At 48.3% G+C, this 22,467-nt stretch carries 14 protein-coding genes; all 14 read left to right on the forward strand.

Going from position 1 to position 22,467, the window contains the following annotated elements:
- Positions 1-611 precede the first annotated feature (611 nt).
- The 14 genes from PQG83_RS05105 to PQG83_RS05170 are packed head-to-tail and all read left to right on the forward strand — an operon-like array spanning position 612 to position 22,465.
- The gene (locus PQG83_RS05105; RefSeq protein WP_312747506.1) at positions 612-2,243 is read left to right on the forward strand and encodes a PhpK family radical SAM P-methyltransferase; all 1,632 of its coding nucleotides are present in this window, start codon (positions 612-614) and stop codon (positions 2,241-2,243) included.
- Positions 2,244-2,247: 4 nt separating this feature from the next.
- Complete coding sequence (locus PQG83_RS05110) at positions 2,248-3,570, forward strand: hydroxymethylglutaryl-CoA lyase-like TIM-barrel protein (RefSeq protein WP_312747508.1); 1,323 nt, start codon at positions 2,248-2,250, stop codon at positions 3,568-3,570.
- Between the two features lie 29 nt (positions 3,571-3,599).
- Positions 3,600-4,676: a C-terminal binding protein gene (locus PQG83_RS05115; protein WP_312747510.1), complete on the forward strand. Its 1,077-nt coding sequence runs from the start codon at positions 3,600-3,602 to the stop codon at positions 4,674-4,676.
- Positions 4,660-6,027, forward strand: a complete 1,368-nt coding sequence (locus PQG83_RS05120; RefSeq protein WP_312747511.1) for an aldehyde dehydrogenase family protein — start codon at positions 4,660-4,662, stop codon at positions 6,025-6,027. The genes PQG83_RS05115 and PQG83_RS05120 overlap by 17 nt, the downstream gene beginning before the upstream one ends.
- Complete coding sequence (locus tag PQG83_RS05125) at positions 6,024-6,584, forward strand: adenylyltransferase/cytidyltransferase family protein (protein ID WP_312747513.1); 561 nt, start codon at positions 6,024-6,026, stop codon at positions 6,582-6,584. Before PQG83_RS05120 ends, PQG83_RS05125 begins: the two co-directional genes overlap by 4 nt.
- A gap of 1 nt (position 6,585) precedes the next feature.
- Positions 6,586-7,869, forward strand: coding sequence for a CMP-5'-phosphonoformate--3-phosphoglycerate phosphonoformyl transferase (locus PQG83_RS05130; protein ID WP_312747515.1), 1,284 nt, complete (start codon positions 6,586-6,588; stop codon positions 7,867-7,869).
- Complete coding sequence (locus PQG83_RS05135) at positions 7,866-9,068, forward strand: enolase-like domain-containing protein (protein ID WP_312747516.1); 1,203 nt, start codon at positions 7,866-7,868, stop codon at positions 9,066-9,068. The genes PQG83_RS05130 and PQG83_RS05135 overlap by 4 nt, the downstream gene beginning before the upstream one ends.
- A gap of 34 nt (positions 9,069-9,102) precedes the next feature.
- Positions 9,103-9,996, forward strand: coding sequence for an isocitrate lyase/PEP mutase family protein (locus tag PQG83_RS05140; RefSeq protein ID WP_312747518.1), 894 nt, complete (start codon positions 9,103-9,105; stop codon positions 9,994-9,996).
- Positions 9,923-11,344 (forward strand): cupin domain-containing protein, encoded by a 1,422-nt coding sequence (locus tag PQG83_RS05145; protein WP_312747520.1) that lies wholly within the window; start codon positions 9,923-9,925, stop codon positions 11,342-11,344. Before PQG83_RS05140 ends, PQG83_RS05145 begins: the two co-directional genes overlap by 74 nt.
- Positions 11,331-12,293, forward strand: a complete 963-nt coding sequence (locus PQG83_RS05150) for a phosphonoacetaldehyde reductase (protein WP_312747522.1) — start codon at positions 11,331-11,333, stop codon at positions 12,291-12,293. Before PQG83_RS05145 ends, PQG83_RS05150 begins: the two co-directional genes overlap by 14 nt.
- Positions 12,283-14,646, forward strand: a complete 2,364-nt coding sequence (locus PQG83_RS05155; protein ID WP_312747523.1) for a GNAT family N-acetyltransferase — start codon at positions 12,283-12,285, stop codon at positions 14,644-14,646. Before PQG83_RS05150 ends, PQG83_RS05155 begins: the two co-directional genes overlap by 11 nt.
- Before the next feature lies 1 nt (position 14,647).
- Positions 14,648-15,547 carry an alpha/beta hydrolase gene (locus PQG83_RS05160; RefSeq protein ID WP_312747525.1) on the forward strand — a complete coding sequence of 300 codons (900 nt, stop codon included), beginning with the start codon at positions 14,648-14,650 and terminating at the stop codon, positions 15,545-15,547.
- 22 nt (positions 15,548-15,569) lie between these two features.
- Positions 15,570-16,319: a thioesterase II family protein gene (locus PQG83_RS05165; protein ID WP_312747527.1), complete on the forward strand. Its 750-nt coding sequence runs from the start codon at positions 15,570-15,572 to the stop codon at positions 16,317-16,319.
- A 2-nt stretch (positions 16,320-16,321) separates the two neighbouring features.
- Entirely contained in the window at positions 16,322-22,465 is a 6,144-nt protein-coding gene (locus PQG83_RS05170) for a non-ribosomal peptide synthetase (protein WP_312747529.1), read from the forward strand.
- Positions 22,466-22,467 lie beyond the last annotated feature (2 nt).

The raw sequence follows: 22,467 nt of genomic DNA on the forward strand, positions 1-22,467 counted from the left end.
CCCAAATCAGTTGGCAACAATATCGTATTGAGAAAATTAATCAAAAATTTCTGGAATACGAAACTAGGGACCCGCTTACAAGGAAGCAAAATAACAACAATGTCAATTTAACTCAAGCAGTTCGAATTGCGACTACCCTTCCTTATGTACTCACAATATTCTCCCAAACCACGACCAGCTTGATGATGTGACGCCCATTCAGCGTGAGGAATCGTTGAGTTTGTCAAGAAAAGGAAAGGGTACGCATATGGGTTCTTTGTATCGTGTCGGTTGATGTAGGGCTTCCACGTGATTATTGATGTAGACCGTATTGAGGTGCTCAACGGTCGGCATGACTTAACGGTGTTCCCGCCATAGTTGCGCAGTTTGTCGGTGGCGAGCTTTCGTGCCAAGATAGCTCGATACTTCTAGCCTAGCCTATTCTGCCAAACCAATGTAAAATTTACAACACCTTCTGGAATGGGGATCTGTCTTCCGTGACCCGGAACAAGTTTTTCGATTTGAAATTTTTTTCGCAAAAAACCATTGACTTATATAATGATGATTATTAGCCTCCTACAACTTTGTAGCTAATCACAATATTTTCGGTGACTGCAGCTATGTGGGATTGTGTGGTAGTCGGATACCATGAATCGTGTGATGATGAGAAATTCCTCTCTTTGCTTGACTCGTTCGGTGAGTTGCCAATTCCATTGCGAATGCTGCTTCGCAACCGTCTTGATCTTGACGGATGTTCAGTTCCTTATCTCGACGCACTGACCCATTATACTCCAACTGGTAGCGCAGACCTGGATAGGAGTATTTATACGGTTGCAGAGCTTCCAAGCTTATCAACACTATACCTAGTGAACTACCTCAGAAAGCGAGGCAGAAGAGTTGAATTTGTTAATGCATTTACCTATGAGAGGTCAAAACTTAAAAAATTACTTACCGCAGGACCGAAATCCGTCGCAATCACCACAACATTCTATATGATGCCAGCACCGGTGATTGATATTGTTCGTTTTATTAGGGAACACAATGATGAGACTGTCATAATTGTTGGCGGACCGTTGATTGTTAATTCATGCCGTGATTTTGATCAGGGTCGACTTAGTCGATTCTTGGATTTGGTTGGTGCAGACCTCTATGTCTGGGAATCGCAAGGCGAAGCGTCCCTTGATCATATTGTAGGCAATCTTGCTGAAGGGCGTGACTGTGTAGGAATTCCCAACGTTTTTGTTCGTTCTGGTTCTGGCTGGAGCCTGAGTGCAAGGAAGCCGGAAACAAATGACCTAAATGAGTGTTCCATCGCCTGGAATTTATTCCAACGTGCCGATCTAGGAGCTACAGTCTCGACTCGCACCGCACGGAGCTGTGCTTTTAAGTGTGCGTTTTGCGATTACCCAGAACGCGCCGGGGCTCTTGCTCTTGCTGATGTTGAAACTGTAGAGCGGGAACTCGAAACGCTTGCTTCCATGGGAGTTCGCCGCGTAGCTTTTATTGATGATACATTCAATGTCCCAATGGGGCGATTTGAGGAACTTTGCCGAATGATGGCAAGGCGCGCCTTTGGGATAGAGTGGTACTCTTACTTTCGTTGCACTAATGTAAGAGGCACGGAGATTTTTGACCTCATGCGGGATGCCGGGTGTGGTGGCGTACTGTTGGGGATCGAGTCAGCCGACGATGGCATTCTTGCAAACATGAACAAACGGGCGAAATCGGCAGATTATCAGTTCGGAATAGAAGAATTAAAAAAGCGGGATATTTTTGTACATGCCTCCTTAGTAGTGGGCTTTCCTGGTGAGAGTCGTGACACAATCAAGAGGTCAATCGATTTTCTTAACCAGACTGGAGCAGATACCTTTGCCGCAAATCATTGGTATTACCTGCACTCTACTCCGGTCAACAAAATGGCGGCGCTATATAACCTAAAAGGTTCTGGCCACGAATGGTCTCATAGTACTATGAATGGAAAGGAAGCAGCTGATTATCTTGAGATAATGTTCGACGAAGTCACAGGGCCTGCCTGGATGCCAGTGAACGGTCTCGATTTCTGGGGTGTACCGTATTTGCTTGGTAAAGGTATGAGGGCCAATCAAGTTATTCAGTTCCTGCGCCTGGCCAAGCCCATGAACGCTGGTGTGCGTTTTCAGAAGGGGACTATTCAATCTGAGTCCGGGAAAAATACCGAAGACATGCGCAGGTTTTGTGAGAATCTTAGCATCGAGCCTAGTCGCTACTCGATGAAAGGGAGGTAGTTGTGTGAATGATCCCACAATGATCCAAATACCGGAGTATTTTAACGATGTCTTTCCGGAGAATGAATTCCCACAGTATCACTGGAAGAAACGGCCAGCGAAACTGCCTAAAGAAGTTTGGTTGTCAGAGACAACACACAGAGATGGTCAACAAGGCGGGTTGCCACTTACCACAGAGAATAGTCAGCGAATCTACGAAATTTTGTGCAATGTAACTCATTCCTCAGGAGCTATTCGGCAGGCAGAGTTTTTCCCCTACCGAAAGTCGGATCGAGACGCTCTGCAATGGGCCCTTGAGCGGCACAAGGGCGGAGCGCCCATCGAACCTACGACATGGATTCGTGGTTGTCGTGAGGATGTGGATTTGATCAGCAGGCTCGGCTTGCGGGAAACAGGACTTCTCTGTTCGGCATCGGACTACCATACCTTTCATAAGTTCAAAAATGGCAATAGGCGTCAGGCTGCTAACCTATATCTCGAGGCAGTAGAGATAGCCTTAGAAGCCGGTATAAAACCGCGTGTTCATCTCGAAGACACTACCCGCGCTCCAGTGGATTTCGTCAAATGGCTGGTTGAAGCAGTACTGGATTTAGCACGTCTCTATCCAGAAAACCTTCGGCCACGATTCCGGATTTGTGACACTCTTGGGGTAGGCTTGCCGTATGAGGATGTTGAGCTTCCAAGAAGCGTTCCAGGTTGGGTTGGTGTTTTGATGGCCTTAGGTGTTGCAGGGACGGATATCGAATTTCATCCTCACAACGATATGTGGCTTGTGGTTGCTAACTGTTTATCCGCTATCCGCGCAGGTTGTGGCGTGATAAGTGGAACGTCTTTGGGGACTGGGGAGCGCACAGGTAACGCGCCTCTCGAAGCTGTCGTGGTACATCTTATGGGGATGGGATACTGGCGCGATTCTCCCGTCGCTCTTTTCCCTTTAAATGAGCTTGCCCAATTGTACAACACAATTGGGGAAACACTAAGTACCAAATATCCAATTTTCGGGCGTGACGCGTTTGTGACACGAGCGGGAATTCACGCTGACGGTATTAATAAATTTTGGCCAATGTATGCGCCTTTTAATGCCCCTCGCTTAGTGGGAAGAAACCTAGAGGTAGCTCTTACTAAGGATTCCGGTCAAGCGGGATTAATATTTGTACTTCGGCAAAGGTTAGGGGAGCAATTTGCAAAAGATGATAAAAGGGTCCTAGAGATATTCGCGTGGATGGAAGAGCAGTTCGAATCAGGGCGTTGCACCCCAATTTCATGGAATGAACTAGAACCAATTGTGACCAATGTGTTTAATCCACATATCGCAACACAAAATTAAAAATTTAGGGCAGTTGCTGTAATAATTCTATGTCAAAACCTGTAGTGATATACACTGACGCGCCATGGGCTTGGCGCTCGGACAAACATCTTCATTCAGCGGACATTGAGCATGCCGTGTTTGAAGGGAAGTTCGACATTCGCATCTTACCAAGAGGTGCAACACAGATCGCTGATGGAAAACTAAAGGAGTTTGTGGAGGGGGCCGTTGCAATGGTTATCTATCGGACTCAGATTACAGCAGATCTTTTAGATGCGGCGGGCCCTGACCTACAGGTAGTCGGACGTGCAGGGGTTGGGTATGACAACCTTGCTCCTTCCCTATTGGAGGACCGCGGCATAATTGGGTTCAATGTTCCGGACTACTGTGTGGATGAAGTGGTAACGCACACCATGGCACTGCTGCTGGCTGCAGAGAGAGGAATAGTTCAACAACATGTAAGTCTGGCTGGAGGCGAATTTAATATTTACGCCGGGACTATTCCCCGCAGGCTTTTCGAACATACTGCTGGAATTGTCGGCTTCGGAAGGATTGGACGTGCGGTTGCTCCAAGGTTGCGAATGTTTTATGGACAAGTTGTAGCGTTTGACCCTTATGTCTCGGGAGATCTAATGGCGGGCTATGGCATCAGAAAGGTTGGACTCGATAAGCTGCTCACTGGGTGTGACACAATTTTGGTGCATTGCACCCTGACATCGGAGACGAATCGAATGTTCGGACAAGCGGAGTTTGAGAAGATGAAACTTGGAGCTTACTTCGTCAATGCAGCACGGGGGGCACTTGTCCAATCGAAGGCGCTTCATGACGCACTAATAAACGGGCCATTAGCGGGGGCAGTACTGGATGTGTTTGCTCCTGAAAATCCTTGGGACGATGAGTGGTTGTCGAAAATTGTTGTCCTCCCAAATGTAGTGGTTACAAGCCACCGTGCTTTTCTTTCTCGTGAGGCTGAGATGAGCCAAAGGAGACGAGTTGCTGAGGGTATACGACACGTGCTGCTAGAGGGGCAGCCTCCGGTTTGTGGGCACATCACCGTAAATATGCCCCCTAATTCAACGCGCGCGGCACGATCCCATTCAGCAGGAGGCTATGATGTTGGACGTTAGAAATCCGGTTTCAAATGAGGTGGTTGGTACTGTCCCCTGCGATACTCCACAATCAGTCGAAAAACGGATCGCGAATTTAAAAAGCTATGACCAGACATTGAATACTGAAGAACGGAGTGAGATTCTTCGGCGGGCAGCAGATCTTTTGAATGCGCGAAAGGAAGACTTTTCGATTCGGATCACTCAAGAAGCTGGCATATGTATTAAGGAGAGCAGACGCGAAGTGGATAGGGCATGTATCAATCTTCGCGTATCAGCGAGCGAAACAGAGAGAATTCACGGTGAGGCGCTTCGTGTTCCATTCCGGCAACAAAATAAACTTGCGCTCACCATTTACGAACCTGTTGGTCTTGTTTGCGCAATTACGCCTTTTAATCGACCCCTTAACCAAGTGGTTGTGAAGGTAGCACCTTCGTTTGGAGCCAACAACAGCATCATTGTTAAGCCGTCTGAGGTCACTCCGCTTTCTGCACTTGCCTTCATGGATCTGATGTATGAATGTGGTATGCCTGAAAACGCTGGTGCATGTTCAGTGGGGTTTCCAGAGGAAATTGGTTCTAGCCTGCTCCAAAGTCAATGTGTAGACATGGTGACATTCACTGGAAGTGTAGAAACGGGTGAGCGGATTATGAAGATGGCGGGTCTGAAAAAGACTTTGATGGAGTTGGGGGGCAACGATCCTTTGATTGTCCTTGCTGACGCAGATTTACGACACGCTGCTGCAGTAGCGAGTGCAGGAGCATTCGGGACAGCCGGTCAGTCGTGCCGTGGAGTCAAACGGATCATTGTTATGGATGAAGTAGCAGATGCATTTTTAAAACTCCTAATGGTCGAGGCTCGCAAGTTGCGTATTGGAGACCCTTTCGATCCTCAAACGGATATCGGATCGTTAATCAGTGTGGAAGCAGCTAAACAGGTTGAAGCTCGTTGTTTGACGGCGGTTGCCAATGGCGCAAGATTGCTGATGGGGGGACAGCGAGATGGACCTTTCATGCAGGCGACAGTGCTCGATAATGTCAGTCAAGATAGTGATCTGATTATCCAAGAGACATTTGGTCCGGTTGCCCCATTGATCCGTGTCAATAGTCTTGAGGAAGCCCTTAGAGTTGCCAATTCCACACCCTACGGACTGCAGGCTGGTGTTATTACAAACAATATTCGTGACTTTTTTTACCTTGCGTCAAAGCTTCGCGTGGGGGGGGTCGGATTAAACGAAGGTCCTCAGTTTGACTCCCCCCATATTCCATTTGGAGGTGTCAAACGGAGCGGAATCGGACGGGAAGGAATCCGTTACACAATCCGTGAAATGAGCACGGTTAAAACCGTGTTGTTAGGTTGGGGAACATTATGAAGCGAGAGTCTATCGCGGTAATACACGGACGTTTTCAGCCTCTGCATATGGGACACCTTGAATACTTGCTAGCTGGGAAACAGATGGCAGATGTGCTGATTGTCGGAATAACGAGTCCTGATCCATGGCTATTAGGAGAGGAACAGGCGGCACCCGAGCGAGGAGACCCATTGGCAAATCCATGTACGTATTGGGAGCGTCTCTTAATGGTATCAAGTTCCCTAATTGAGTCTGGCGTTTCACGGGATGAATTTTACATTGTGCCCTTCCCGCACAGCTATCCTGAGCGATTAAAATACTATGCACCATCGGATGCACTGTACTTGCTTACTATCTATGACGAGTGGGGCGAAGTCAAACGGCAACGTTTGGAAAGCCTTGGATTGAGGACATCCGTTTTATGGCGCCGAAAAAAAAAGGTGACCAGTGGAACAGAGCTGAGAAGATTGATTGTTGAAGGAGGGGACTGGAAGTCGAAGATTCCGTCGGCAGCATTGAAAGTCATCCTGGAGCATGCGATTGATGATCGCATACGAGCAAACCTGAGCGGGCGATAGAATGCAACAAAAGATATACATGGTCGTGATGTGTGGTGCTGGGGACCGATCTATTGCTGAATTAGGGGGAATGACTCCACTCGCAGCAGCTTACACACCGCATGCAGATGTCCTTGCAGAGCGGGGAGTGCAAGGAATGGTCACCGTAATCGACGGCGACATATGTCCCGAGTCTGATTCTGGAATTATGGCATTGCTTGGCTACGACCCAAAATTATATTACACAGGCCGAGGTTCCCTCGAAGCAATTGGGTTAGAATTCATGAACCCCGGTGAAAATGCTGTTGGTTTCCGCGTCAATTTTGCCAGCTACGACGAAAACCAAAGGTGCTTGGACCGCCGTACTGCAAGAGATTTATTAGATGAGGAACTGCAAGCTTTAGTTGCTTCAGTACGCGATAACTCCGTTCTTAACGCTAGCCTTGGCGTCCACTCAGCTATCGAGGGGTTCGGGAGGCACAGAGGTGTTGTGTGCCTGAAGACCTCCGATCGTCCGCTCAGTGCAAATGTTTCGAATACTGATCCTGGCTTTAAAAAGGTAGGCCCCTTCGGTATACCAAACAAAACGTTTCGATCTATCCCACTGCCATGTAGGCCACTGGACGAAACCCCCGCCGCCGCCTTTACCGCTGGACTCGTCAATCGATTCACTGAAGAAAGTTCAAAAATTCTGCGAAAGCACGAAGTCAATGCGGCCCGCTTGGCTAGGGGTGCACTCTCGGCAAACATTCTGCTTTTTCGTGATGCAGGTGGTGAAGCTCCGGACCTAGCTTCTTTCCACGCGCGTTTTGGATGGTCATTAGCTATATACGGTCAAGTTCCAGCAGAGCGGGGTCTTTGCAAACTCCTTGGCGGTGCTTGGCGTGATGCCCGTCAGGAGCAGAACTGTGGAGACGAATATTATTTCCGAGATCTAGTCAACTCTCTACTTTCTGACCCTTCGGATGTCATTGTCGTACACCTGAAAGGGCCAGATGAGCCTGGACATGATGGTCGTCCAATCGAAAAAACACGAGCCCTCGAACGAATCGACCAGCTATTTACCGGGCCGCTAGTGGAAGGTTCTGGGACAGACGATGTCATTATTCTTACAGCGGACCATGCAACCCCTTGCGATCTTGGAATACATTCGGCTGATCCTGTACCAGTTCTAATTTCGGCTAGGTCTATTCCAAAAGATGCAAGTGACCGTTATTGCGAAAATCAAGCCAGAAACGGTGCTCTGCCTGTGAAAATAGCGTCCGATCTTTTGGACTATCTACAGAGAATTTTGGGGAATTCATGAAAGATTTGTGTGTCCGTCAACTCCGCTTCCGTGGGATTCTTGAGTCTCGTGGAGTTCCAACAGTGGAGGCAGAATTGGATTTCGTCTGTGGAAGTTCAGGGGTCGCCTCTGCACCTATTGCAATAAAGCCCGGCAGAATGGAAAAAATCCATCTCCGAATCTCAGAACTTGGGGATCTTGACGACATTCCTGAGTTTGCGAATTTGCGAAGGGTGATAGAGGGGAGGGAGTTTTTCAATCAGCAGGTATTTGACACGTATTTGGAGTCACTCGAAATTTTCCAACTATTAGGTGCCAATGTCAAAATGGCTCTCTCAATCGCTTTCTGTCGCGCGACAGCCGAGGCAAATGGTCTCACCATAGTTGACCATATTGCAAGGGTTTCTGGTTCGCGGCCAGCAATGCCACGGCTTCTTGCCAATGTTTACAGCGGCGGTATACACGATCGCAGTGGTGGGCTACCCTTTCAACAGATAATGTTCGTGCCAGATGATACAGATCTAAAGACTTGTATCGAGGCGGTGCTTAGGGTTTTCAATTCTGTAGAGCGCGAAGTTGTTGAAAATTTCGTTTCTACAGGTCTTTCCGCATCTAGTGGCTTGATTGTAGAGGGAGCATTGACGAATCAATTACTGGATGTACTGGTTAAAATCGTTGAACAAGAAATAGGCAACTCCCCGATAACCTTTATCGGGCTTGACGTCGCGGGCGAACATCTTCGAGAAGCTAATGGTTATCGACTAAAGGATGAGCTTGTTTCCCCGGAAGCATTATTAGATTTGCACCTTCAGTGTTTTGCGAACTATCCCATTGTCTATTTCGAGGATCCATTCGACCCAGAGGATATTTTGCAATGGCGGCAACTCATCCGCGATAAACCATCCTTTGTAAAGATTTTCGGGGATGATTTATTTGTCACAGATGGCACTAGGATTGATCCAGAATTGGCTGATGGAATTGTTCTGAAGGTCAATCAAAATGGAACTCTGAGCGGAGCGTTACTAGCTGCCAAAAAAGCCAGGGCATTAGGGCTTGACCTCTGTGTGTCACACCGTTCTGGCGAAACGGAGGACTGCTTTATCTGTGATCTAGCTGTCGCACTTGGAGCAGCCTTTGTCAAGATTGGCGGACCGCGACGTGGGGATCGTGTCGCGAAGTATAATCGGTTGCTCCGGCTTTGGGAGACATTGAAAAAATGAAAAGAAACTTGACCAAAATTGATGGAGGAATTTTATGAAAAAGACTACGCGCATGAAAGAACTACTTTTAGATAAAAGGATTGCGGTAGTACCTAGTGCCTATGACGGACTTTCCGCAAGAGTAATTCAAAGCGTGGGTTTTGAGGCGATACATATGACGGGATCGGGAAGTTCTGCAAGTTTGTTAGGTGCTCCCGATATAGGATTGGCGACTGTGGCCGAAATGTCAATCCATGCAAAAAACATTACACAGGCGGTAGATGTACCAGTGATTGCTGATGCGGACACGGGATATGGAAATGCTCTGAATGTCATTCGCACCATACGAGAGTTTGAGCACGCAGGTATTGTGGGAGTACATATTGAAGACCAAGTGACCCCCAAACGCTGTGGTCATCTCGACGGGAAAGAGCTCATCTCAGCGGAGGAAATGGCCCAGAAAATTCAAGCTGCTGCAGAGGCACGAAAGGATCCAGATTTTCTCCTGATCGCGCGTACCGACGCTAGAAATCAACACGGCCTTGATGAAGCGATCCGTCGCGCGAAAGTTTACCTGGAGGCTGGAGCAGATTGCATATTCATCGAATCGCCGCATAGCCCTCAAGAGATGATGGAAATCAGAAAACAAGTTCCTGGACCCCTGCTGGCCAACATGGTTGAAGGTGGGAAAACTCCTTGGCTAACCGTAGAAGAGCTTGATCAATTAGGATACAACATCGTGATTTATCCACTTACTGGCTGGATGGGTGCAGCCGTAATCGTGCGTGAACTAATGAATGAACTCAAGAATACCGGTACAACTCAGGGATTTTGGAAACGGACCGGTATGATGATGACGTTTGAAGAGCTATTCAATGTTCTCGGTTACCCCAATTGGCAACAATACAAAGAACGGTTTATTTGTGACACAAAATCGACTTCTGAGTGAAGACCCGGAGTTTCTTCAACGTGCAGGCGCTACATTCCGTTGGATGCTCAACGATCTAAAGCGCGGGGGACAAACGGGGGCAGAGGATCTTGGCATCGACATGCGGTTGTTAGAGAAAATTGTCACAGGTAAGAAGCCAATTCCTCCTGATCTTCTTCAAAAGGCTGTGCAAATATGGCCTGTAAACGAGCGGGACTTTGCGCCGATTCACGACGACTTGCCTCAGGGTGTTAATATTATGAGCTGTGCTGAGTCCAGGAATTCGAGCCGTGTATTATCACGAGGAGGGCATCCCTATTACGAGTATAGAGATACGGCGATGACCCGTTTGGCACCTCTGCGACCTGAATTTATCAAACTTCTGCGTGTAGTAGACGACACAAATCCTGAGAATCCTTTAGTAATTTGGAACCACGGGCACTTCCTTTATCAGTTAACATTCTTTGTTGGTGACTGTAATTACTATTATGAATGGAATGGCCGAAAGTATTGCGTTGCGATGACCACAGGAGATTCTGTTTTCGGCTTACCATTTGTGAAGCACACGTTCACATCGCGCAATCCTAATGCGCTGGGACATATTCTCGCTCTCACGTTCAGCGGTTTACTTGGTGGCGATTCGCGACAGGAGCTTGCTGCCTTGGGAGCCAGAGTGGCGAAGAAGATTGCAACGCAGGCGCGCACCCAGGGTGCATTACTTGCGCTTCATATTGCGAATGGAGCGTATTCTGTAGATTTCTTGGCTGCTGAAAGCGGAGTCTCATGTCAGTCAATAGAGCGGGCAATTCATGACTTGGAGTCTCTAAGTCTAACCGATCTTCAGGCACTTGCTGAAGCAATGCGAATTCCAATGCGGGAGCTTTTAGTCCCAGTGTTGGACGTTTCTCACGGAATTATGCTGGTAAGGGGAAAGAGTGCACGTTCCTGGGATTTTCCAATGGGATCGAAGCCCTGTTATCGCTTTACGGAACTTGCAGGGTCCTGCATCACACCGCACATGAAGGCGATGGTTCTGGAAATCCTTGGGAACGAAGTCCCTAAAAATTCCATTGCTACAAATTTATACCAATATGGTTACAACTATAGCAGTGTTGCTGTTACTCTCGTATGGCTTGAAGGGTGTAAACAGCACAGGGCTGTGCTTGAACCTGAGGATTCGTTCATTATGAAACCCCATGTCCCACACTGGTTCGCAAGGCTTGAGTCTTCGATAGAGGCTCCTCGTGTTCTTCTCCTCCGCACAGGCGGTCGAATGGTGGGGGATTCAGCGATTGAGGCATCAATGATCGGACCACAGTTGATACAGCGTGTGATTGGAGAAATGGGGTGTTGGTATGATGAAGAGTGATATTTTGATGGGATCTCCTAACCTACCGGAAGGACGTCTTTTTCTAGTAACCGGGCGGCACTCGTATAAAGCATCAGGCGCAGACCGTTTTTTCAACGAGTCAGACTATGTCCATTTTACTAGCTCGGGATCGAACCCGACTTTGTCTGATGTCGAAAAGGGGCGGAAAGCATTCCAGGTGGAAGACTTTGACTATGTAGCAGCAGTCGGTGGCGGGAGCGTAATTGATCTAGCAAAATTAATCAACCAGTCTAGGAAACCGCTCCTCGCCATTCCTACAACAGCAGGTACGGGTAGTGAAGTGACGAGCTTTGCCACATTATTCATCAATGGCGTCAAAACGTCTGTGGAAGGTCTTCGACCAAACTGGTTCATTCTCGATCACCAGCTACTGCAAAGCGTCCCTCGATATCCTGCAATATGTGCAGGTCTTGATGCCTTATGTCAATCGATTGAGTCTCTCTGGAGCAAACAGGCCACGGAGGAATCGAAGAAATATGCGGAACATTCAGTCAGACTTGCGCTTGAACATATCGTCCCGGCAGTTGAAGGCAGAAAGGATTCTCAAGCCTATATGCTCAGGGCGGCACATTTATCTGGTCGTGCCATCGACATTTCCAAGACGACTGCTGCCCACGCACTTTCTTATTCCCTAACCACGCGATTTGGAATTCCACATGGCCACGCGGTTGCACTGACAATTGACTCCCTGCGAATGATTAATAGGTTTCCAGATGTTGAAAAACTTTTGGGCGGTACTACTGTTTCTGGAATTATGCGCAGGCTTGGTGTCCGGTCCAATTTGGCCGAGTTTGGGATTGGGAACTCTGATATCGATCAGATTGCTAATCTCGTGGATTTACAGCGTCTCTTAAACAATCCAGTCCATTTGAGTCATTCGGATCTCGTCGCAATGCTTTGCTCGGAGGTTAGGCCTTATGGGCGTTGAGAAGACCGATATAGGTAAATCCGTGGTGAGTGTGTTCGAGAGTAGGGTAGACGAATGTTCCTCTCGTAATGCAGTTCTCCAGGGAAGATTGGAAATTTGTTATGAAGAGCTGGAGTCGCAGGCCAATAAAATTGCCAACCAGCTTCTTGCCATGCGTGGAGCCCAGTCCGAGCCTGTTCCAATTCTGACGAGCGATGCAGCTACTATGATAAGTGCGTCGCTTGGTGTAATGAAGGCCAACAAGTTTTTCGTCCCTGTCAATCCATTATTTCCTTCTAACCGGATACGGCTCATGATTCAAGCAACCTGCGCCGGAATTATCATTTGCGATTCGGAGGGTCAACGAGCATTGAACCAAGCTGGTATAGGTCTCCAACGACTGTATCTTTCATCTTTCAATGGAAAAGGGTCATCAACTGCCCGACCGGGGATTATGGTCGCTCCTGATTCGGTGGCTTATGTTCTTTTCACATCTGGATCCAGTGGCGTTCCGAAGGGCGTTGCACAGATCCACAGTTGCATGGTCCACAATGTGTTTCGGCATGGTAGACTCGCCATCAGTCAGGAGGACCGGGTTACCCTGATAAGTGGAGATGGGTTCCCTGGAGCAATATCCAATCCCTATATAGCTATTCTGAATGGCGCATCACTTTTCCCCCGATCATTTCACCATGACGGAATTTTTGAGACCTTCGATTGGTTGGAACAAATGAGGGTCAACGTGTGCTATGTATTCCCGTCGTTCATTCGTCAGTTGGCCGAAGTTGTGCCTCCGGGACGGATTCATCCACTGCGGCTACTGTATATTGGAGGTGAAACCGTCCATTCACGTGACGTGTCCATCGCAAGGAAATTGTTCCCTGGTACCTTCGTTGCGGTGGGTTTGAATTCAACCGAGACGGGTTTAACGAGATTAAATATGATAGATCCGGAAACGTTGGTTCCGAAGGGCATCGTCTCGATAGGGGGACCGGTGCCTGGGGTAGACATTGATATATTTAGTAATGGTACACCCTTACCACTTGGAGAGGTAGGAGAGATAGTGGTGAGTAGCAAACATGTCCGACCCTTCTATTTGGACAAGGGGCAACTGATCGACGCCACAGAAACTGTTTCTGGCGTCGTAGGAGTCCGTCGATTTCGAACCGCCGATCGAGGATATCTTAATAAAGATCATGAGCTAGTGCATATTGGTCGTCTTGATGAAATGGTCAAAATACGTGGACATCGTGTGGAGCTAGCTGAAGTTGAGGTCGTCCTGAGTGAAATTCCTGGAGTTGTTGAAGCTGCTGTAATTAGTCATACCGTCGAAGGCCAAGGAACAGAGCTAATCGCCTTTGTGACTACAGAAGACAATCTCGATGAAACCGAAATTCGGCGTAAGATGTCTCCGAGGCTTCCAATGGCGATGATCCCAGGGATCATAAGGATTCTCCCGGAATTTCCGCGAACAGCGAATGGAAAATTGGACCGTCGGGCGTTGCCCTTACCCTCAGCCAAGCATGAGGAAGTTTCACTTGGCGAGCGCAATCCTCTTCCAGATAACGTCTTTGATTGGATAAGCGAACTTTGGAAATCGATTTTGCGAACTAAGGAGATTGGCTTAGAGGATAACTTCTTTGATCTAGGGGGAAACTCGATTTTAGCTCTGAAGGTTGTTTCTCAATTGCGAAAGGAATTTGGTGTTCCCTTACCTCTTCAAGCTCTCTTTGAACAGCCCACTGTCAAGGCGCTCTCTAGGGAAATAATCCATTTGCTTAATGAAAGAGTATTAAACCTGGAAGAAACCCGAAATGATTGGGGATTGTTTGTACGTTTCGCTCGCAAAGAGGATATGAATGCTATCTGCTCAATCGTTAATTCATACATTGAGAAGACGGCAATCAACTTTCGCACAAATTCTCAGACCACAGAAGAATGGGAACGTGATTGGGAAAATACTCATTACTATTATCCCTGGCTTGTTTCGTCAATTGATGGAATAGTTAAGGGGGTTGCATATGCAGCCCCGTGGAAATCACGAAATGCTTATGATTGGTGCACCGAGGTTACGATTTACGTGGAGATGGGTCGTGAGGGCCAAGGGATTGGTAGAGCACTTTATTCGAGATTAATAGGCCTTCTGGAAGCACAGGGATACCGAACACTACTTGCAGTGATTAGTCTTCCTAATCCGAATAGCGTTAGGCTTCATGAGGCATTTGGTTTCCAACAGGTGGGACACCTTCGCGGTGTCGGATATAAGTTTAGTCACTGGCGTGACGTGGGGTTTTGGGAGAAGTTTTCCCCAAAAGAGGAAGTAGTCCCCCAGCCTATTTTACCGGTCCAATCCGTATCGGAAGCCCGATTTTGACATGCCTTCCTCTGACTTAGGCCTTGTTCTTGAGCTTCTCGCGCTCCAGCGTGAGCAGGAAATGAGTTCCATTGAAGAACGGCGCCTAATTTATGATAGTGCTGAATCGGCATTTTCTGATGAATCCCCTCAACTTGTGGAAGATGTCGTAGCGAATGGAGTCTCGACAGAATGGATACCTGGACCAATCGATTCCTCAAATAATCACGTAGTGCTTTATGCACACGGGGGGGGCTACAACCTTGGCTCTCCACGTTCGCATCGGCATCTTGCAGCAGCTATCGGGAGAGAAGCTTTGGCGTCTGTCATTGTGCCGGATTATCGTCTTGCACCCGAACACGCCTGCCCTGGGGCAATTGAGGATGTGGTTTCTGTCTTCCAGTGGCTTCTAGCTTCGGGAGTTCGCTCAGATCAGATTGTTTTTGCTGGTGATTCTGCTGGAGGTGGTCTGATTGTCTCTGCAATGCTGGCGTTGAAAGATGCTGGACTAGAAATGCCTGCAGGGGGAGTCTGTATCTCTCCCTGGGTAGATCTTACAGGTACTGCCCAAACATATATCACCTATGCCGAGCGGGATCCTACCCTACGTTCCCGTGATTTAGCTCGAATGGCTTCATCGTATTTGGGTGGAATGGACTCGCGTGATCCTGCTGCTTCGCCGATGTTTGGTGATCTTCGTGGGCTGCCTCCTCTATTGATCCACGTTGGCACGGAGGAGATTTTGCTTGATGATGCTAGGGGGTTGGCACGTCGCGCGGAGAATGACGGTGTGAAGGTGACTTTGGAAGAATGGTCGGGGATGTTTCACGTGTGGCACTGGTATTTTCCATTACTTCAAGAAGGATGCCGGGCTATCGAGAGTATAGGTGGTTTTATAAAAGAACAGTTTAGTGTGGCATAATACTCTTGAAATAGGTTAGCACTTGAATTCGTGGCTACAAATCTTCCCCACCAAAGGTACCCGAGCCAGATTAGTCTGCCTCCCACGAGCGGGTGGAAATTCAGCTGACTTTGCCCACTGGGTCAAACCGCTAGAAAACGAAATTCAGGTTTGCGCAGTCCAGCTTCCAGGGCGTCTCCAACGCTTTACAGAGCCGGCGTTGCGCACGGTCCCTTCAATCGCATGCGCAGTGGCAGGGGCGCTGAGAAATTTCGATGATCTCCCCATGGTACTGTTTGGCGATTGCATGGGGGCGATCCTCGCTTTCGAGATTGCGCGTCAGCTTCGCCGTTCGAACGCGTTTTTGCCCGCTAATCTGATTGTTTCCTCTTATCCTTGTCCGGATCTCCCTCGGACTTCACCCAAGTTTCACAATGCTCCAACTGAAACATTCAGGAAGCACTTACTAGATGTTGGGGGTATTCCTCCTGAGATAGTAGAGGATGACGAACTATTCTCATTGATATTGCCAACTCTTCGAGCGGACTTCGAAGCGTTCGAATCTTATAAGTATATACCTGAGCCGCCGCTTGCCCTTGACTTATACGCCATCATTGGCGAGGCCAATCCCTATGTGTCCGTCTCAGTGCTCGAGGGTTGGAAACGCCAGACTTGCCAAAATTTCTTCATGCGCACATTTAGGGGAGGACACTTCTTCTTACAGGGCAATCAGGCCGTCCTCGAGTTTATACGTGAGATTGTTAGTCCTGTTACCGACTCTGAGGAGAAATAGACATGAGCCCTTCTGCCGATGAAAGACGCCAACAACTTGCTTACCTCCTTCAAAAAAAAGTTAGCAGGCCTCGAGACCACCCTCCTTCCTTTGCGCAGGAGCGCTTGTGGTTCTTGGATCAACTCCGGCCCGGGGACACCTCGTATAACCTTGTTTCTGTGGTTAATATGGGAGGTTTGATCGACGTTCGTGTTCTTAGGAAATCGCTGGATGAAGTTTTGCGCCGCCATGAAATCTTACGCACAATTTTCCCCACGGTGGATGGAGGGGTGGTCCAACGGGTGTTGCCTGAGTTTCGAATTGAGGTTCCGGTAGTTGATCTTTCTCTTGTACCAGCGAACAAAGTGGAAATTGAAGTTCGGCGGCAAACTCGAGTTCAGGCAGGTCTTCCTTTCAATCTTGCTAGCGGTCCAATTCTTCGCGCAACCATCCTCCACTTTTTTACTAGTGATCGATTACTACTTGCGGTGCATCATATCGCGGTCGACGCATGGTCTTTCGACATCCTGCTTCGTGAGGTCAACACTTTGTACGCTGCCTTCCTTATGGATCAACCCTCGCCGCTTCCTGAACTTGAGCTTCAATATGCAGATTGGGCTCGATGGCAACGTGATTCACTCGTAGATTCCAAAATTGATAAGGAACTAGCGTACTGGATGGAGGAACTGAACGGCTCGCCTTCTGTACTGGAGCTTCCAGGCGACCACGAGCGTCCACAGGTGCCGACAACACAAGGGGGAAGTTATTCGTTTAGACTTCCGAGGCGATTGCGTGATGAAATTTTGAGCTTAGGACATGCTGAAGGGACAACATTGTTCATGACGCTGCTGGCTGGGTTGACTGCTTTGCTTTTTCGCTGGAGTGGTTCATCAGATATCCCAATTGGCACACCAATGTCCAGCCGCACACGTGCTGAATTAGAGCCACTTATCGGACTATTTTTGAATACGGTGGTTCTCCGTTTAAAAATTCGGTCGGATGATACTTTCCGTAATTTGCTGCGTCGTACGCGAGACACCACGTTTAGGGCGTTTGCTCATCAAGACCTTCCATTTGAGAAATTAGTTGAAGCGCTTCATCCCTCTCGCAGCCCCTCCCTGAATCCCATCTTCCAGGTTATGTTGGTAGTTCAATCTGCGTCGGATCCTGATGCCTCACCATCTGATGCAAACAAGCCGATCGTTACGTCTGTAAAGTTTGATCTCTCCTTCAATATTGTTGCTTACGAGAATTGCCTAGACGTGCTCATTGTATGGGCTGCCGATCTTTTCGATGAAAAAACAATAGTTCGACTGGGAACAGTTTGGGAAACCTTGTTAACCACTGCGTGTGCAGCTCCCGATTGCAGGATTAGTGAACTGCCGTTGATAGAGAAAGAGGAAGCCAGGTTGCATATGGATTGGAGCGGGGAATGCGCAGTGGTCTCACTGAATGAATCGGCATTGACTTTTTTTACCAAGCAGTCTCAGCAAAATCCAGAGAACGTGGCGGTGAAGGTTGGTGACTGCTCATGCACCTATCAGGAACTACTCAGTCAATCGAGACGTATCGGGGAAGCTCTTCGGACCAGAGCTATTGGCCCTGAGCTTCCTGTAGGACTTCACATGGAAGATTCCTCAACGATGCTAGCAGCTATGCTTGGTGTTTGGCATGCAGGGGGAGTGGTGGTATTACTTCCCCCACAACTGTCGCGCAATCGAATGAGCCAGATAATAAACAATTCCTCTCCCTCGATCATTGTTAGTGAGCCGAGTCTTATATCAAATCTCAAGGGACTTTCTATCAACGGAGTGCTTTTCGACGAACTCCTGACCAACGATTGTCAGTCGTTAGATGTTCTGAGTGATCCATTATCACTTGCCTGCGTATTTTATCCGCCTTGGACTGGGGGTAGTAAGGGTTTGGCCATGGACCATAGAGGACTGCTCGAAATTGGCCTCGGAACTGCTCGAGAACTCGGGTTAGAGAAGGAGGATCGGGTAGCGGTATTCAGCCCATTCGGTTGGAGTGAATCGTGGGATATCGTTCTTGCAGCGCTTCTTTCTGGGGCAACAATATTACGTCTCGGCGGGTCGGATGTTTACGACTTTCTCAAAGGCTTGCAAAATAGCAGAATAACTGTACTTGGCGTTCCTGCCACAATTTTTCCGCAATTGGCGTGCGGACTTTCGGAAATCTTTGAGACTTCGTCTCCACCTATTAAGGTTTTAGTTGTTACAGGAGAGGGCCAGCAAATCGATATCTTACGTGAGGCTTACAGCTATTGGCATACCATAGGATTCGATACGGTTCGGTTCGTGAGTTATTATGGATTGTGCGAAACCGCATTTCCCCACATGCTTTTTGAAGGTGAGTCCAAAGCCAGTGGTCAATGGCATCAAATCGGTCGCCCGAGATCGGGATTTACAGCGCGGGTATTGGATTCCAGTGGCCATCAAGCGCCATCCGGATTCCCAGGGGAACTTTATCTTGGAGGTCCCGCTGTTGGACGTGAAATTTGGAAACAGCCCAGGGAAACTGCCGCTTGTTTCCGCCCCCATCCCCTAACAAGCCGTTCAGGAGCCAGATGTCTAGTAATCCACAAGAGGGCTAGGTGTAGTCTGGACGGGGTTTTTGAGATTGAACTCCCTGGTAATACCATCCAGAACCCTACAATCGAAACGTCCAACATTCTGGAAACCGACCCTCAAGTGGAGAGCCAGATCGCTGCAATTTGGGGTGATGTTCTGCAGGTCGAGGGAATTGGATTACACGATAATTTTTTCGATCTTGGTGGCCATTCGTTATCCGCCACCCGCGTGATTTCTCGTGTGCGTAAAACATTTTCAGTCGAAATTCCCCTTCGAGTCCTATTCGAGTCACCTACAGTCGCTGAACTTGCCAGATATGTCAGGGGACTGGAAAAACGTTCCGGTTCTGTTCTCCAGCGACGGTCCGAGAAAGGTGATATACCACTCTCCTTTGCTCAGGAGCGATTGTGGTTTCTTGAGCAATTTTTGCCAAGTACGGGCACATACAATATTCCGGTGGTTAAAAGATGGTACAAAAGGCTGAATCCGATTCTACTGGAAAACGTCATCAATGAGATTATAGCTCGTCATGAAACACTACGGACTATTTTTCCAGATAGTGAAGGGCGTCCTATTCAACGGATTTTGCCACAGCTTCGAATACCACTGAAGACCATAAACCTTGATCAGCTGCCTAGACTGCTAGCCCTGATTGAAACTAGACGATTGTCAGATGAGGAAGCAAACACGCCCTTTGATCTGGCTTCTGGACCACTACTGCGAGCACAGCTCGTGCAAATTGCTGGAGACGAATCTGTGCTGTTGCTTACCGTACATCATATTGTTGCGGATGGCTGGTCGTTTCAAATCTTATTTAAGGAGTTGGAAACCATATATGAAGCCCTTGAACAAGGACTCCCCACGCCCTTGGTATCGTTGGAGCTGCAGTACAGTGATTGGGTGGTCTGGCAACGGCGGGAATTGACTGGGCAAAAACTCGAACAACTTCTTCGATATTGGCGAACTATGCTTGAAGACGCACCTCCGCTCTTGAAACTTCCAACTGATCGACCTCGATCGCGGCATAAAGCCTCCCGCGGCGAGACCTGCGGATTCCATATCCCAAAGAATCTTCGCCCTCGTCTTGAAGCATTCAGTCAAGCTGAACGCAGCACACTGTTCATGACCTTACTCACGGGATTCTACGCGCTTCTAAAACGATGGAGCGGTCAAGCAGACATTGTGGTGGGGAGCCCTATTGCTAACAGAACTCAACACGAGACTGAGCCGTTAATAGGGTTTTTTGCCAATACCTTAGCTCTGCGTGCTCGGGTAGAACCAAATGATACCTTCCGTTCGCTACAGCAGCGTGTTCGAGAGGTAACGCTAAGCGGGTACGCCCATCAAGATTTACCATTCGAGAAGTTGGTTGAAGAGCTTCAGCCTATACGAAGTCTCACCAACAATCCGGTGTTTCAGGTTATGTTTGTTTTTCAAAATGAAGAGGCTAGTAGAGAACAATTGGCGGGAAATGCCAATAATGAGGATAATGTGCGCTTCGCCTCCCCCCCTGGTGGAACCTCTAAATTCGATCTGTCGGCATTCATTATTGATCAACAGGAGCGTCTTGTTATCGGCTTCGAGTTCAATGTGGAGTTATTCGATAAGGAAACAATCATCAGGCTTGGGCACCGTTACTCCCAGCTTCTTACTGCAGCCATGGACGACCCTGATGAACGGATCGATTCCCTTGCCCTTATTTCCAAAGAAGAAGAAGAGAAGTGGCTTGCGCAAAGTCGTGGACCGAATTCCGTGGGTCCATTTTCCGTTGCAAAAGAGGTGCTCGAGCAAGCTAGTCTAACGCCTCATTCTGTTGCGGTTATTGACAAGGTGCCTATTACATACTCAGAGCTAGTGAGACGTGTTCAGATAATCGCGTTCTATATCAGAGAGAGTGTGGATCCTGGTTCGAAGATTGGACTTTGTACCGAGCGAAGCGCCGACGCAGTCGCTGCCACCATCGCGATTTTACTTGCTGGCTGTACTTATGTGCCACTTGAGCCAGATCTTCCTTCCGGGCTCTTACGTTCTATTATTGATGAATCACAGCTTTCCCTGATCCTTTTGGGTAAAAGCGTTCCTTGTAAGCAATTTGCCGGAGTTAAATTATTAGAACTTGATCTGCTGACCTCGATGCCCTCTGATTCTCAGCCCTGGCCAGATATCCTTCATGAAATGATTGCTTACGTCATTTACACTTCTGGCTCTCTAGGGCAGCGAAAGGGTGTTGTAATGACGTATGGCACGCTTTCAAATTTGATATCTTGGCAAAATCATCGGTCGAATCTTCCACCCGGAGCTCGAACTCTTCAATTTGCGTCGCTAAGCTTCGATGTGTCCATCCAAGAAATATTCGCTACTTTGTGTGCAGGCGGTACTTTGGTTGTTGCCAATAAGGCCTCTCGGCGCGATCCGGAATTACTGCTTCGAATTATTCATGAACAGAAAATCATGCGACTGTTTCTTCCTCCGGTTGCCTTGCGGCAACTTGCAGCCAATTGTAAGATGTTGCCCCAGACTCTGCAGGAGATCATTGCTGCTGGAGAACAACTTGTACTTAGCCCCCCTATAGTTGAACTTCTCGATCGTTGTCCTCACGTTAAACTTTATAACCAATACGGTCCATCAGAAACACATGTTGTTACCGAGTATTGCGTAGATGTGCAAGGGCCAGTTCTACCTCCGATTGGCCGTCCGATTCCAGGAGTTGCTTGCTATGTTCTCGACACAGCCTTTCGACCTACGGGTCCGGATTGCCCTGGTGAACTTTATCTTGGAGGCGTGTGCGTTGCGTTGGGCTATCTGGACCGTCCCTACCTGACCGCAGACCGTTTTGTGCCGAATCCCTTCTCGAAAGGTCGACTTTACCGAACCGGTGATCTGGCACGATTTCGTTCCGATGGTTTACTTGAGTTCCTTGGACGCAATGATGATCAAATAAAAGTTCGGGGCTTTCGAATAGAACCGGGAGAAATCGAGAATGTTGTCGAGCAACATGACGCGGTGCGTGCGGCTGCCGTCACCACTGTAGGTAAAGGAGACGGGTTGCGCTTGGTAGCATTTGTAGTGCTGAGAGAAGGGGCTACTGTGACGGCTGTAGGGTTGCGGAGTTTTGTTCGGGCAAGGCTGCCAGAGCACATGGTGCCTGCATCCTATACCAAACTTCTTTCGCTTCCTTTAACCTCCACCGGAAAGCTGGACCGTCGAGCCCTTCTCCGACTCGAGGTTACCCAAGATACTGAAAAGACTTACATTAAGCCGCGCAGCCCAGTAGAACGGTCGCTTGCTGCGATTTGGGAAGAATTATTGGGTCTCAGTCGAATCGGTATTCAGGATAACTTTTTCGATTTGGGGGGGCATTCCTTACTCGCCACGCAAATGGTTTCGCGTGCTCGAACCGTTTTCCAGATCGAGATTCCCGTAAGTTTGATTTTCGAACAACCAACGCTTGAAGAGTTGGCACTCGCAATTGTTGGTGAGCAGGCTGCCTCGTGTGAAGAAGAAACAGTGCGGTTGCTTGCAGATATTGAAGCCCTACCGAGTGATGAGGTTCGGCGGCAGCGAACACAGGAGTGAAC

Origin of the sequence: Candidatus Nitrospira neomarina, assembly GCF_032051675.1 — a bacterium.
Lineage (GTDB): Bacteria > Nitrospirota > Nitrospiria > Nitrospirales > UBA8639 > Nitrospira_E > Nitrospira_E neomarina.

What these genes read in the sequence shown, in the direction of transcription:
- PQG83_RS05115 (WP_312747510.1), top strand. Translation starts at nt 3,600, where the DNA reads ATGTCAAAACCTGTAGTGATATACACTGACGCGCCATGGGCTTGGCGC.
- PQG83_RS05120 (WP_312747511.1), top strand. Translation starts at nt 4,660, where the DNA reads ATGATGTTGGACGTTAGAAATCCGGTTTCAAATGAGGTGGTTGGTACT.
- PQG83_RS05125 (WP_312747513.1), top strand. Translation starts at nt 6,024, where the DNA reads ATGAAGCGAGAGTCTATCGCGGTAATACACGGACGTTTTCAGCCTCTG.
- PQG83_RS05130 (WP_312747515.1), top strand. Translation starts at nt 6,586, where the DNA reads ATGCAACAAAAGATATACATGGTCGTGATGTGTGGTGCTGGGGACCGA.
- PQG83_RS05135 (WP_312747516.1), top strand. Translation starts at nt 7,866, where the DNA reads ATGAAAGATTTGTGTGTCCGTCAACTCCGCTTCCGTGGGATTCTTGAG.
- PQG83_RS05140 (WP_312747518.1), top strand. Translation starts at nt 9,103, where the DNA reads ATGAAAAAGACTACGCGCATGAAAGAACTACTTTTAGATAAAAGGATT.
- PQG83_RS05145 (WP_312747520.1), top strand. Translation starts at nt 9,923, where the DNA reads ATGTTCTCGGTTACCCCAATTGGCAACAATACAAAGAACGGTTTATTT.
- PQG83_RS05150 (WP_312747522.1), top strand. Translation starts at nt 11,331, where the DNA reads ATGATGAAGAGTGATATTTTGATGGGATCTCCTAACCTACCGGAAGGA.
- PQG83_RS05155 (WP_312747523.1), top strand. Translation starts at nt 12,283, where the DNA reads ATGGGCGTTGAGAAGACCGATATAGGTAAATCCGTGGTGAGTGTGTTC.
- PQG83_RS05160 (WP_312747525.1), top strand. Translation starts at nt 14,648, where the DNA reads ATGCCTTCCTCTGACTTAGGCCTTGTTCTTGAGCTTCTCGCGCTCCAG.
- PQG83_RS05170 (WP_312747529.1), top strand. Translation starts at nt 16,322, where the DNA reads ATGAGCCCTTCTGCCGATGAAAGACGCCAACAACTTGCTTACCTCCTT.